Here is a 13,608-nt window from a genome sequence, read left to right on the forward strand (position 1 = left end):
CTTAGCGTTCAAAACAATGCCTTCGCGAACAAGTTCGCCCCTACGCCCTGCGGGCAGCAGCCTGAAAACTCCGCTTTCCGGGCTCTTCAGGACCTGTGTGACTATGAGCACCGATCATTACTGGCGTAGTACCTGCGCCTGCTTGTACAGATAAACGCTCAACGCCAGCCCGGTGAGTGACGCAAGTGCCGCGAACAGGAAGATCGAGACGAAGCCGAAACCGGCGGCAATGGCGCCTGCCAGTGGGCCGGTGATGCCCAGTGACAGGTCGATGAACAGCGAGTAAGCGCCCACTGCCGCACCTCGGCTTGACGCCGGGACCAGGTTGACCGCTTCCACGCCCAGCGCCGGGAACACCAGCGAAAATCCGAAACCGGTCAGCGCCGCGCCAGCCAGTGCCAGGTCCGGAGTGGGCGCCAGCCATAGCAGCAACAGCCCCAGGCTTTCCACGGACATACAGACAATCGCTACTCGAAAGCCGCCCAGGCGATTGATCAGACTGCCGAACAGCAGGCGCGCGGCGATGAAACTGCCGCCAAACACTGTCAGGCACAGTGCAGCGTTCGGCCAGTGGTTGCTGGCGTAATACAGGGTGATGAACGTCGCGATAGTCCCGAAGCCGATACCGCCCAATGCCAGGCCCATGCCATGCGGAAACACTCGTCCCAGTACATGCATGAATGGCAGTCGCTCACCCTGCACGATCGGCGCGGGCTCTTTGTGCCACGTCAGGTAGAGCCCCAGCGCGCACAGCAGCATGATGCTCACACCCACTGTCCACAGGCCGAGTTCGTCGACCATCCACACACCCAGTGGCGCACCGATGGCCAGCGCGCCGTAGCTGGCGATGCCATTCCAGGAAATGACCTTGGCGGTGTTCTGCGCGCCGACCCGGCCGATGCCCCAGCCAATCGAGCCAGAACCGACCAGGCTTTCCGCGGCACCGAGGATCACTCGGCCAATCAGCAGGATCACCAGGCTCGCCATCGGCCAGCTGTCCAGCCACACCGGCACCAGCATGAACACACCGCTCAGCCCGCAACCGGTCAGCCCGATCTGCACAGCTTTCTTGCTGCCCAGATTGTCGATGATACGACTCGACCAGGGCCGACTGATCAGCGTGGCCAGGTATTGCACGCTGATGACCAGCCCGGCGATGACTGCACCGAAGCCCAGATCACTGTGGACGTAGCCGGGCAGAACGGCGAGGGGAATGCCGATGTTCAGGTAGCCGATAAAGGTGAACATCACGATGGACACGACGGTCAGGGTAACGGCCATCGGGGTTTGTGGTGTGTTTTGCTGTGTCTCGGACATGGGGCGGGCTTTCGTTCTTTTGCGGGCATGGCGTTCGAGCGGGCGGGGAAAAACCCTTAGCAAGCTCTCGAAGTGCTTATCATACCGATGCATCGGGCGATGCAGGTGTAACAGATTGAAATAAACCTGAATGGAGGGGGCTATTTGTCTCTGGGTGCCACAAGGTGTGTGGTCACGAGAGCGGCCAAGGCGTTTTCCTGAGTACCGAAACGGGCGAGCAGGGCGCTCTGTTTTTCCGGGCTGAGGCGTGACCAGATCTCGATCATTTTCTCGGCGGTGCCAATCAGGGCGCTGGCTTGGGTTTCAGTGAAGTCGCTCATAAAAATCTGCTGTTTGCCTGTTGCTGGTTTTCCAGGCGTATTGAAAACCGGCAAAACCGTTTTTCGATACGCCTGAAAACAATCGCCTTCAGTCTTTGCGTCCGGCTTTCTGGCTGTCTTGAGCCGAGGGTGCTGCTTTCATTGCTACAAGTTGACCAAGCTCTTGCTGAGCCAGAGTCGACTGTTGTGGTTCCTGTTGGCCTGGTGGGAAGTTAGGGATTTCATGCATCGTCGTCGCTCCTCGCAAGGGGTTGCAGATAGAACCGTGCTTTAAAAAAGCCTGCGCAGGATAACCCACTGAAAATGACAATCAGGATATTTTTTTACCCCGATTGCCCTGATCGTGAAACAAAATGGCTTTTTCACTGTCCGGCTTTTCGCCTCGCGAGGCGCTGAGCAGCTTGATTTCATTGGGCCGGACCGCGTGAGCAGGGTCCGCGGCCCATTGAACATTTTATTTTCGGCCTTCTGCACCCTTGGCCACTTCATCCGTGCGCGCGGCCATGATGAAGTCGTTGCGATGCAGGCCCTTGATCGAGTGGCTCCACCAGGTCACGGTCACCTTGCCCCACTCGGTCAACAGGCCCGGGTGATGGCCTTCCGCTTCGGCAATTTCGCCCACGGCATTGGTGAACGCCAGCGCCCATTTGAAATTCTTGAACAGAAACACTTTTTCCAGCTGCATCACCGCGTCGCGGACCTCGATGTTCCAGTCCGGGATCTGCTTGAGCAGTTCCGGCAATTCGGCTTCGCTGACCTGCGGCGCATCGGCACGGCAGGCTTCACAGTGGGCTTGATTCAAGGTGGTCATAAGCAGAGTGTCCTTTTCGAAGAGCGGGCCGAGTGTCAGGCGGCGTGGCTTTTGGTTTTAGGTGGAAACCTGGGAGCGTGCAAGCCCAACTGCATGCCTTGCCCGACCAGCGCCATGATGTCTTGCTGCGCCAGGTCGAACAGATGCTTCAGATCCGGCAGGACAAAGTACAGCGGTTGCAGAATGTCGATGCGATAAGGTGTGCGCATCGCCTCAAGCGGATCGAAAGGCTGGTGTTCCGGGGCTGACGACAAGCTGTACAACGCTTCCTTCGGTGAAGAAAGGATGCCGCCGCCGTAGATTTTCCGTCCTTGCGGGGTATCGACCAGACCAAACTCGATGGTCATCCAGTACAGTCGGGCCAGGTACACGCGTTGTTCCTTGCTCGCGCTCAGGCCGAGTTTGCCGTAGGTGTGGGTAAATTCGGCAAACCACGGATTGGTCAGCAGCGGGCAGTGGCCAAATATTTCATGAAAGATGTCCGGTTCCTGCAGGTAGTCCAGTTCTTCTGCGCTACGAATGAACGTCGCCACCGGAAAACGCTTGCTGGCCAGCAGTTCAAAAAATGTCTGGAAGGGGATCAGCGCGGGCACTCTCTCGACCTGCCAGCCCGTGGTCGCGCCCAGAACCTTGTTGATTTCGCCTAGCTGAGGAATGCGATCGAGTGGCAGGCCCAGTTGCTCGATGCCGTCCAGATAATCCTGACAGGCACGTCCTTCGACGATCTCCATCTGCCGGGTAATCAGGGTGTTCCATACCGCATGTTCGTCCGCCGTGTAATCGATGAAACCCGAAGCGTCCGGCTCGCGTGCCACATAAAGCGTCTGGGCCATGCTGATGTCCTCGAAAGGCTGCTGTTTTTAGAGTGTTCTTGTAAAAGCCTGGGTTCAGGAATAACCCGGTTTCGAGGGCGCGTCAGCGGGTGTGAGCAGGGCTGCGCGAGGGTTTGATCGCTGGTTCGTAACGAAAAGTTTACGCATTCAATGGATGAAGCCTGAAATCAAGCATCCTGCCGCTCGCGAAGCGCGCATGCGTAACGTATTGTTGACATTAATTTTCCCGCTTCATAAAAAACATACCCCTACAGGGACGATGACTCATGCGCATCAAGGTGCACTGCCAGAACCGCATCGGCATTCTTCGCGACATTCTCGACCTGCTGGTGGCTTACGGCGTCAACGTGGCGCGCGGTGAAGTGGGGGGCGAGCACGGTGATGCGATCTATCTGCATTGCCCGAACCTGATCAACCTGCAGTTCCAGGCCCTGCGCCCGAAGTTCGAGGCGATCACCGGGGTGTTCGGCGTCAAGCGCGTCGGGCTGATGCCCAGCGAGCGCCGGCACATGGAGCTCAATGCCTTGCTCGGCGCGCTGGAGTTCCCGGTGTTGTCCATCGACATGGGTGGGGCGATCGTTGCGGCCAATCGTGCCGCTGCGCAATTGCTGGGTGTGCGGGTCGATGAAGTGCCGGGCATGCCCTTGTCGCGTTACGCCGAAGATTTCGACCTGCCTGAGCTGGTGCGCGCCAGCCAGTCGCGGATCAATGGCCTGCGGGTCAAGGTGTGCGGCGATGTGTTTCTTGCCGACATCGCGCCCCTGCAATCGGAACATGACGACAGCGAGGCCATGGCCGGGGCCGTGTTGACGCTACACCGCGCTGATCGGGTCGGCGAGCGCATCTACCATGTGCGCAAACAGGAGTTGCGTGGCTTCGACAGCATTTTTCAAAGCTCGAAGGTCATGGCTGCTGTGGTTCGCGAGGCGCGGCGCATGGCGCCCCTTGATGCGCCGCTGCTGATCGAGGGGGAAACCGGCACCGGCAAGGAATTGCTGGCCCGCGCCTGTCACCTGGCCAGTCCGCGCGGCCAGTCACCGCTGATGGCGCTCAACTGTGCCGGGTTGTCGGAGTCCATGGCCGAGATCGAGCTGTTCGGTTATGACCCCGGTGCGTTCGAAGGCGCGCGCGCGGAAGGGCGGCTGGGGCTGTTGGAACTGACCGCGGGCGGCACGCTGTTTCTCGATGGTGTAGGTGAGCTGAGCGCGCGCATGCAGGCCAAGCTGCTGCGTTTCATTCAGGACGGCAGCTTTCGCCGGGTCGGCAGCGACGAGGACATGTTTCTCGATGTGCGGGTGATGTGTTCGACTCAGGTCGATCTCTCGGAGCTGTGCGCCAAGGGCCTGTTCAGGCAGGACCTTTATCATCGCCTTAACGTGCTGTCGCTGCATATACCGCCACTGCGCGACTGTCTGGACGGTCTTGAGCCTCTGGTGGAGCATTTTCTCGATCAGGCCAGCCGGCAGATCGGCTGTCCGCTGCCCGGCATATCGCCTGCGGCCATCAAGCGTCTGAGTCAGTACCACTGGCCCGGCAATGTGCGGCAACTGGAAAACGTATTGTTTCAGGCTGTATCGCTGTGTGACGGCGGCAAGGTGCAGGCCGAGCACATTCGTTTGCCGGACTACGGCGTGCGCCAGGGATTGAGTGAGGTGTCGCTGGAGGGCGGGCTGGGCGCTATTATCGGGCGCTTTGAAAAGTCGGTGCTGGAACAACTGTATGCGCAATACCCCAGCAGTCGCCAATTAGGTAAACGCTTGGGGGTGTCTCATACAACGATTGCCAACAAGTTGCGCGACTATGAATTGGGGCGCGAATCAGATCCGCATTCATTCGATAAATAACTCGCTCATTGATAGTCCTGTCAGCCACTTCGTGCATGCGCCTCGCACCCTAATATAGCGGCGAGGCGTCGTGCACAGGTTGCAACGGCAAGAAGCCTCAACCGTTGCTGCAGCCGTTGCCCATCACCTGATAGCCCATGATGTGGCGCGCGCCTTGCGAATCTTCATACACCATGCGCGCCGGGACCACTGCGCAGACGTTAGGGATCTGGCTGATGGAAATAACCCGGGCGATATCCAGATGAGTGCCGTAGGTATATTGCTCGACACGCGCCTGTTGCGCAGCCACTTTGGTCTGCGATTCTTCGGCCATGGCGAAACTGCTGATACCGCACAGGGCTAAGGCCACTAATAAAGCTTTCATTGTCGTTTACCTTTTTCAAAGTGAGCGCCGTCGCATCACGTTTTTGACGTCATGGGCTAGGGCGGTCTGATACGTTTTTCGAGTTGGAACAACACTGCGTGGGGGGCAGTTGATGTCTGCCTTGTTGGCGGATCGAATTCTATGCCTGTTGCGACAGCGCATATATAAAGACTTTGGATAAGCGCTTTTATCAAAATGGTAATAATCTTGAGGGCAGCTTGCAGCTTGCAGCTTATGGCTTGCAGCTCCGGCCCCGCCCGGTAAGACCAACGTCGAATGGCCCCTGCGGGTGGGGCGGGATACAACAGGGGCATAAAACAACAACTATCCACCGAGGTAACCAAGATGAGTGCAGCTTCCCTGTACCCCGTCCGCCCAGAAGTCGCAGCGACTACGCTGACGGATGAAGCGACCTACAAGGCCATGTACCAGCAGTCGGTGGTCAACCCTGATGGTTTCTGGCGTGAACAGGCTCAGCGCCTCGACTGGATCAAACCTTTCACCGTGGTCAAACAGACCTCGTTCGATGATCACCGTGTCGATATCAAATGGTTCGCCGACGGCACGCTGAACGTTGCCTACAACTGCCTGGATCGCCATCTGGAAGAACGCGGCGACAGCATCGCCATCATCTGGGAGGGCGATGACCCTTCCGAGCACCGGGAAATCACCTACCGCGAACTGCACGCCGAAGTGTGCAAGTTCGCCAACGCGCTGCGTGGCCAGGACGTGCACCGTGGTGACGTCGTGACCATCTACATGCCGATGATCCCCGAGGCTGTGGTCGCCATGCTGGCGTGCGCGCGGATCGGTGCGATTCACTCGGTGGTGTTCGGCGGCTTTTCGCCCGAAGCGCTGGCCGGCCGGATCATCGATTGCAGTTCCAAAGTGGTCATCACCGCTGACGAAGGTCTGCGTGGCGGCAAGAAGACGGCGCTCAAGGCCAACGTCGACCGCGCCCTGACCAACCCGGAAACCAGCAGCGTGCAGAAGGTCATCGTCTGCAAGCGCACCGGGGGCGAGATCGAATGGAACCGTCACCGTGACATCTGGTACCACTCGCTTCTGGAAGTGGCGTCCAGCACCTGCGCGCCGAAAGAGATGGGTGCCGAAGAGTCGCTGTTCATTCTCTACACCTCGGGCTCGACCGGCAAACCCAAGGGCGTGTTGCACACCACCGCAGGTTACCTGCTGTATGCCGCGCTGACTCACGAACGCGTGTTCGACTACAAACCAGGTGAAGTCTACTGGTGCACCGCCGACGTCGGCTGGGTCACCGGGCACAGTTATATCGTCTACGGCCCTCTGGCCAATGGTGCGACTACGCTGCTGTTCGAAGGCGTGCCGAACTATCCGGACATCACCCGCGTGTCGAAAATCATCGACAAGCACAAGGTCAATATCCTCTACACCGCGCCGACCGCGATTCGCGCCATGATGGCTGAAGGCACCAAGTCCGTTGAAGGTGCCGACGGTTCCAGTCTGCGCCTGCTGGGTTCGGTGGGCGAGCCGATCAACCCGGAAGCCTGGGCCTGGTACTACAACACGGTCGGCAAGCAGAACTGCCCGATTGTCGATACCTGGTGGCAGACCGAAACCGGCGGCATCCTGATCAGCCCGTTGCCGGGCGCGACCGCCCTGAAGCCGGGCTCGGCGACACGTCCTTTCTTCGGCGTGATCCCGGCGCTGGTGGACAACCTGGGCAATCTCATCGAGGGCGCTGCCGAGGGCAATCTGGTGATCCTCGATTCGTGGCCGGGTCAGTCGCGCTCGCTGTACGGCGATCACGACCGTTTCGTCGACACCTACTTCAAGACGTTCCGCGGCATGTACTTCACCGGTGACGGTGCCCGTCGTGACGAGGACGGTTATTTCTGGATCACCGGGCGTGTGGATGACGTGCTCAACGTTTCCGGCCACCGCATGGGCACGGCTGAAATCGAAAGCGCGATGGTTGCGCACCCGAAAGTCGCCGAGGCTGCTGTGGTCGGTGTGCCGCATGACCTGAAAGGGCAGGGCATCTACGTTTATGTGACCCTCAATGGCGGTGAAGAACCGAGCGATGCGCTGCGCACCGAATTGCGCAACTGGGTGCGCAAGGAGATCGGTCCGATTGCCTCGCCTGACTTCATTCAGTGGGCGCCCGGTCTGCCGAAGACCCGTTCGGGCAAGATCATGCGCCGTATCCTGCGCAAGATTGCGACTGCCGAGTACGATGCGCTGGGTGATATCTCCACCCTGGCCGACCCGGGCGTGGTGCAGCATCTGATCGACACGCACAAGGCCATGAACGCTGCCTGAGCGATCCTGTGACTGAAGCGCCCCGTTCGGTGAGAGCCGAACGGGGCGCCTTCGTTTTCGGCGTCTGGTACGGGAAAAGGGATATATATCGGGTTGTTACCGGTTTATACGGCGTTGTCGCCCAGTGCTTCGTTGTGGGATATGTCTGGGGTTTCTGTGTAGGAAAGTACGACGCAGCAAGGCTTTTAAATCGCCATGTGGCACGCTGGGCTTGCCGGATTAAAAGGGTTTGCCAATAATGGGCGCGCTTTTTGCTGTTATGACGGGTTAAGCCTCCACTGCTGGATCAGCAGAAACAGGCCCCGTCAATACCGTGTAATGGGTTTTCAAGCGCTTCTGTAACTAGTTGTCGCATTGAAGAAATATCGACTTCGAGCCTGTCGTTAAAATGCCCTTCATTCGCCGAAGGGCTGTGAGCCGCCAGCGCGGTGTCACGTATCCGGCGTCGCTTTTCCCCGAGATTGTCCTTTCGCACATTGGGCGCTTGCTCACTTTGCCACTTGTCGTGCTTTACCGATGGAGTCCCTGGAAATGAAAAAGCTCATGCTTATTGGCGCGATGGCGTTGTCCGTGCTCGCCCAGCCGATCTTTGCTGATGAAAAACCACTGAAAATCGGTATCGAAGCGGCTTACCCTCCGTTCGCGTCCAAGGCCCCGGATGGCAGCATCGTCGGCTTTGACTACGACATCGGCAATGCGCTGTGTGAAGAAATGAAGGTCAAGTGCACCTGGGTCGAGCAGGAATTCGACGGCCTTATCCCGGCGCTGAAAGTGCGTAAGATCGACGCGATCCTGTCGTCGATGTCCATCACTGACGACCGCAAGAAGTCCGTGGATTTCACCGGCAAGTATTACAATTCCCCGGCGCGTCTGGTCATGAAGGACGGCACTACGGTCAGCGACAGCCTGGCTGAACTCAAGGGCAAGAAGATCGGCGTGCAGCGTGGCTCGATCCACGAGCGTTTCGCCCGTGAAGTCCTCGCTCCCAAAGGTGTCGAAGTGACGCCGTACGGTTCGCAGAACGAAATCTACCTGGACATCGGTGCAGGTCGCCTGGACGGTACTGTCGCCGACGCCACGCTGTTGCAGGACGGCTTCCTGAAAACCGACGCAGGCAAAGGCTATGCGTTCGTAGGTCCGTCGTTCGTCGATCCGAAATACTTCGGTGACGGCATCGGCATTGCCGTGCGCAAGGGCGACAAGGCCGACCTTGACCGTCTCAACGCCGCCATCGCCGCGATCCGTGCCAACGGCAAGTACAAGGCTATCCAGGACAAGTATTTCGATTTCGATATCTACGGCAAATAAGTCGTCGTCCTTACCCTGACCAATGGCGCAAACAGAATTGCCTGGATTGCGCCATTTTTATTCCACGCTTGAGGACCGCACATCATGTTGAAAGGTTACGGAGCTGTCATCCTCGAAGGTGCCTGGCTGACGTTGCAGCTGGCCCTGTCGTCGATGGCTCTGGCGATCGTTCTCGGTCTGATCGGCGTGGCGCTGAGGCTGTCTCCGGTACGCTGGATCGCCTGGCTGGGCGATCTGTACAGCACGGTGATTCGTGGTATTCCCGATCTGGTCCTGATTCTGCTGATCTTCTACGGCGGCCAGGACCTGCTCAACCGCGTCGCCCCGTTGCTGGGGTTTGACGACTACATCGACCTTGATCCGTTGATGGCCGGCATCTGCACGCTGGGCTTCATCTTCGGCGCGTATCTCTCGGAAACCTTTCGCGGCGCGTTCATGGCCATCCCCAAGGGGCAGGCCGAGGCGGGCATGGCGTATGGCCTGAGCAGCGGCAAGGTGTTCTTCCGCATTCTGGTGCCGCAGATGATTCGTCTGGCGATTCCCGGTTTCACCAACAACTGGCTGGTGCTGACCAAGGCCACCGCGCTGATTTCCGTGGTCGGTCTGCAGGACATGATGTTCAAGGCCAAGCAGGCGGCCGATGCCACCCGCGAGCCTTTCACCTTCTTTCTGGCGGTTGCGGCGATGTATCTGGTGATCACCAGCGTGTCGCTGCTCGCCTTGCGTTACCTCGAAAAACGCTACTCGGTAGGCGTGAGGGCGGCTGACCTATGATCTTTGACTACAACGTGATCTGGGACAGCCTGCCGCTGTACTTCGGCGGCCTGCTGACCACCCTGAAGCTGTTGGCGATTTCGCTCGCGTTCGGGCTGCTGGCGGCATTGCCGCTGGGCCTGATGCGGGTCTCGAAAAACCCTTGGGTGAACATGCCTGCCTGGCTGTACACCTACGTGATTCGCGGCACGCCGATGCTGGTGCAGCTGTTCCTGATCTATTACGGGCTGGCCCAGTTCGAAGCGGTGCGCGAAAGCTTTTTGTGGCCCTGGCTGTCCAGCGCCACCTTCTGCGCCTGCCTGGCGTTCACCATCAACACCAGCGCCTACACGGCGGAGATCATCGCCGGCAGCCTCAAGGCCACACCGGCCGGTGAAATCGAGGCCGCGCGGGCCATGGGCATGTCGAAAGCCAAGATGTACCGGCGCATTCTGCTGCCGTCGGCCTTGCGCCGGGCGCTGCCGCAGTACAGCAACGAGGTCATCATGATGCTGCAGACCACCAGTCTGGCGTCCATCGTGACCCTGATCGACATCACCGGCGCGGCCCGTACGGTCAACGCGCAGTTCTACCTGCCTTTCGAGGCTTACATCACCGCAGGCGTTTTCTATCTGGGCCTGACATTCATTCTGGTGCGGCTGTTCAAGATCGCCGAACGTCGCTGGCTGGGCTACCTCGCCCCACGGAAGGTCTGAAATGCAAAGAACCGATCATGTATTGCCGTGGAGCACCCTCGGCACCGAACGCACGCTGAGCGTCTTTCGCTTCGGCACCGGCGAGCGCAAGGCCTACATCCAGGCCAGCCTGCATGCCGACGAACTGCCCGGCATGCGCACGGCCTGGGAGCTGAAAAAACGCCTGACCGAGCTGGAGCAGCAAGGCCTCCTCAAAGGTGTCGTCGAACTGGTGCCGGTGGCCAATCCGCTGGGCCTGGGGCAGTTGCTGCAAGGCGCGCATCAAGGCCGTTTCGAGTTCGGCAGTGGCAAGAATTTCAACCGTGACTTCACCGAGCTGAGCGAGCCGGTCGCCGAGTTGCTGGAAGGTCAGCTGGGCGATGACCCGCGCGCCAATACCCGGCTGATTCGCCAGGCAATGAGCGCTGCGCTCGAAGGTCTGCCCGCACCGCAGAGCGAATTGCAAGGCATGCAACGCATCCTGCTCAGTCATGCCTGCGTCGCTGATGTGGTGCTCGATCTGCATTGTGATGCCGATGCCGCGCTGCACATGTACGCCTTGCCGCAGCACTGGCCACAATGGCGTTCGCTGTCGGCGCATCTGAATATCCAGGTGGCGCTGCTCGCCGAGGATTCCGGTGGCAGCTCCTTCGATGAAGCCTGCTCGCTGCCTTGGTTGCGCCTTTCGCGGATTTTCCCGCAGGCGCAGATCCCGCTGGCCTGCCTCGCGACCACTCTTGAACTGGGCGGTCAGGCCGATACCGGCAAGCCGCAGGCAATCGCGCACGCCGAGGGCATTCTGGCGTTCCTCGCCGAACAGGGCTTCATCAGCGGCGACTGGCCGCAGCCGGCGCACGAAGCCTTGCCGTTCGAAGGCACCGAATTGCTCTATGCACCGCACCCCGGCGTGGTGACGTTCCTGCGCGCGGCAGGCGACAGGGTCGAGGTGGGCGATCCGCTGTTCGAAGTGATCGACCCGCTGTCCGATCAGGTCAGTACCATTTGCGCGAATACTGCCGGGGTGTTGTTCGCCATCGAGCGGCTTCGTTACGCTCAACCCGGTTTCTGGCTGGCCAAGGTGGCGGGGCGCACGGCGCTGCGTCACGGACGTCTGCTCAGTGATTGACCGTTCTGTGGAAACCCAAAGCATGAACAAACTGGAAGTGCAGGATCTGCACAAGCGCTATGGCAGTCACGAAGTGATCAAGGGCGTGTCCCTGACCGCCAAGGCTGGCGATGTCATCAGCATCATCGGCTCCAGCGGCTCGGGCAAAAGCACCTTTCTGCGCTGCATCAACCTGCTCGAACAGCCCCATGCCGGCAAGATCCTGCTCAACAACGAAGAGTTGAAGCTGGTGCCGAACAAGGAAGGCGGCCTGAAAGCTGCCGATGCCAAGCAGTTGCAGCGTATGCGTTCACGCCTGTCGATGGTGTTCCAGCACTTCAACCTGTGGTCGCACATGACGGCACTGCAGAACATCATCGAAGCGCCGGTCCATGTGCTGGGTGTGTCGAAAAAGGAAGCGCTGGAAAAGGCCGAACACTATCTGGCCAAAGTCGGCGTGTCCCATCGCAAGGACGCTTACCCTGGGCACATGTCCGGCGGTGAGCAGCAGCGTGTGGCGATTGCCCGCGCACTGGCGATGGAGCCCGAGGTGATGCTGTTCGATGAGCCGACCTCGGCGCTGGACCCGGAGCTGGTCGGTGATGTGCTCAAGGTCATGCAAGGGCTGGCTCAGGAAGGCCGCACCATGGTGGTGGTGACTCACGAAATGGGTTTTGCCCGTGAGGTCTCCAATCAGCTGGTTTTCCTGCATCAGGGCGTCGTTCTGGAGCGTGGCGATCCGCGCGAAGTGCTGGCCAATCCGCAGACCGAGCGTTTGCAGCAGTTCCTGTCCGGCAGCCTGAAGTGACGATCGGCAGCGCATGACGATGCCTTTTTATGGCAGAACAGGGCATGCTGCGCGACGCGCGACACGACCTGGATGTTCCAGATCGAGCTGTCTTCCAAGGCTCGGCTTTTGCGGCAATACGTATCGGATGTCCCAATGACTGCCCATCGAATAGGTTTCCTCGTCTGGCCTGGCACCAAAGCCCTGACCCTGGCACTGGCCGAGGAAGCCTTGCGCGTTGCGCAGCGCGTTCATCCTGAAGTGGTCTATGAGCTGTCGTTCCTGCAGGCCGAGGCTGCGGAGCCTTCGGCGCTTGCCGGCGCGTGGCAATTGCCGGGCGAGCCCTGGGCCGGGCGGCTGGAAGGCTTTCAGAAGCTGTTTTTGCTGGCTGACGAGCCTCCTGCAGGTGTGGCCCCGGCGCTGGGCAGTGCGCTCAAGCAACTGGTGCGTGCCGGCTGTTCGATTGGCGGGCTGTCAGCGGGCGTCTATCCGCTTGCGCAACTGGGCCTGCTGGATGGCTACCGGGCCGCCGTGCACTGGCGCTGGCAGGACGACTTCGCCGAGCGTTTCCCCAAGGTCATTGCCACCAGCCATTTGTTCGATTGGGACCGGGATCGCCTGACCGCCTGTGGTGGCATGTCGGTGCTCGACCTGCTGCTGGCGGTGCTGTCCCGTGATCATGGCGCTGAACTGGCCGGGGCGGTGTCCGAAGAGCTGGTGGTCGAGCGCATTCGCGAAGGCGGCGAGCGTCAGCGCATTCCGCTGCAGAACCGTCTGGGCTCCAGCCATCCCAAGCTGACTCAGGCGGTGCTGCTGATGGAAGCCAACATCGAAGAGCCATTGACCACCGACGAAATCGCCCAGCACGTGTGCGTGTCTCGTCGTCAGCTGGAACGGATCTTCAAGCAGTACCTCAACCGTGTGCCCAGCCAGTATTACCTGGAACTGCGCCTGAACAAGGCGCGCCAGATGCTGATGCAGACCAGCAAGTCAATCATTCAGATCGGCCTTTCGTGCGGTTTTTCCTCGGGGCCGCACTTCTCCAGCGCCTACCGCAATTTCTTCGGTGCCACGCCGCGCGAAGACCGCAATCAGCGACGCAGCAGCAGCCCGTTCGAACTTTCCCCTGTGCCTGCCGAACGCGGTTGATTGTCTTGTCGCGATAAAGTG

General features: G+C 59.8%; 13 protein-coding genes. 8 read left to right on the forward strand and 5 right to left on the reverse strand.

Annotated elements, in window-relative coordinates; genetic code table 11:
- Positions 1-117: 117 nt before the first annotated feature.
- The 4 genes from LIX91_RS22455 to phhA all read right to left on the reverse strand — a co-directional run bounded on the left by LIX91_RS22455 (position 118) and on the right by phhA (position 3,281).
- On the reverse strand, positions 118-1,317 hold the full coding sequence (locus tag LIX91_RS22455) for an MFS transporter (RefSeq protein WP_004412826.1): 1,200 nt from the start codon (positions 1,315-1,317) through the stop codon (positions 118-120).
- Positions 1,318-1,457: 140 nt separating this feature from the next.
- Positions 1,458-1,637 carry a hypothetical protein gene (locus LIX91_RS22460; RefSeq protein WP_003314725.1) on the reverse strand — a complete coding sequence of 60 codons (180 nt, stop codon included), beginning with the start codon at positions 1,635-1,637 and terminating at the stop codon, positions 1,458-1,460.
- A gap of 454 nt (positions 1,638-2,091) precedes the next feature.
- Positions 2,092-2,448, reverse strand: a complete 357-nt coding sequence (locus LIX91_RS22465) for a 4a-hydroxytetrahydrobiopterin dehydratase (RefSeq protein ID WP_003342603.1) — start codon at positions 2,446-2,448, stop codon at positions 2,092-2,094.
- A gap of 35 nt (positions 2,449-2,483) precedes the next feature.
- Positions 2,484-3,281, reverse strand: a complete 798-nt coding sequence (gene phhA / locus LIX91_RS22470) for a phenylalanine 4-monooxygenase (protein WP_103696995.1) — start codon at positions 3,279-3,281, stop codon at positions 2,484-2,486.
- 266 nt (positions 3,282-3,547) lie between these two features.
- On the opposite strand from phhA, the gene LIX91_RS22475 reads away from it, so the two are divergent.
- Positions 3,548-5,125, forward strand: a complete 1,578-nt coding sequence (locus tag LIX91_RS22475; protein ID WP_046237492.1) for a sigma-54-dependent phenylalanine hydroxylase transcriptional regulator PhhR — start codon at positions 3,548-3,550, stop codon at positions 5,123-5,125.
- Between the two features lie 97 nt (positions 5,126-5,222).
- On the opposite strand, the gene LIX91_RS22480 is transcribed toward LIX91_RS22475, so the two are convergent.
- Positions 5,223-5,489 (reverse strand): DUF2790 domain-containing protein, encoded by a 267-nt coding sequence (locus LIX91_RS22480; RefSeq protein ID WP_226489191.1) that lies wholly within the window; start codon positions 5,487-5,489, stop codon positions 5,223-5,225.
- Positions 5,490-5,834: 345 nt separating this feature from the next.
- On the opposite strand from LIX91_RS22480, the gene acs reads away from it, so the two are divergent.
- From acs to argR, 7 genes are all read left to right on the forward strand, one after another.
- Positions 5,835-7,790, forward strand: coding sequence for an acetate--CoA ligase (acs, locus tag LIX91_RS22485; protein WP_003342595.1), 1,956 nt, complete (start codon positions 5,835-5,837; stop codon positions 7,788-7,790).
- Between the two features lie 531 nt (positions 7,791-8,321).
- On the forward strand, positions 8,322-9,098 hold the full coding sequence (locus tag LIX91_RS22490) for an ABC transporter substrate-binding protein (protein ID WP_003424807.1): 777 nt from the start codon (positions 8,322-8,324) through the stop codon (positions 9,096-9,098).
- A gap of 84 nt (positions 9,099-9,182) precedes the next feature.
- Positions 9,183-9,872, forward strand: a complete 690-nt coding sequence (locus tag LIX91_RS22495) for an ABC transporter permease (RefSeq protein ID WP_003369874.1) — start codon at positions 9,183-9,185, stop codon at positions 9,870-9,872.
- Entirely contained in the window at positions 9,869-10,567 is a 699-nt protein-coding gene (locus LIX91_RS22500; RefSeq protein ID WP_004412819.1) for an ABC transporter permease, read from the forward strand. The genes LIX91_RS22495 and LIX91_RS22500 overlap by 4 nt, the downstream gene beginning before the upstream one ends.
- 1 nt (position 10,568) lies before the next feature.
- Positions 10,569-11,672: a succinylglutamate desuccinylase/aspartoacylase family protein gene (locus LIX91_RS22505; RefSeq protein WP_226489192.1), complete on the forward strand. Its 1,104-nt coding sequence runs from the start codon at positions 10,569-10,571 to the stop codon at positions 11,670-11,672.
- 22 nt (positions 11,673-11,694) lie between these two features.
- Positions 11,695-12,459: an ABC transporter ATP-binding protein gene (locus LIX91_RS22510; RefSeq protein WP_004412815.1), complete on the forward strand. Its 765-nt coding sequence runs from the start codon at positions 11,695-11,697 to the stop codon at positions 12,457-12,459.
- A gap of 135 nt (positions 12,460-12,594) precedes the next feature.
- Positions 12,595-13,587, forward strand: a complete 993-nt coding sequence (gene argR / locus LIX91_RS22515) for a transcriptional regulator ArgR (protein ID WP_032699250.1) — start codon at positions 12,595-12,597, stop codon at positions 13,585-13,587.
- The last annotated feature ends 21 nt before the right edge of the window (positions 13,588-13,608 follow it).

Origin of the sequence: Pseudomonas sp. B20, from assembly GCF_020515755.1 — a bacterium.
Taxonomy (GTDB): Bacteria; Pseudomonadota; Gammaproteobacteria; order Pseudomonadales; family Pseudomonadaceae; genus Aquipseudomonas; species Aquipseudomonas syringae.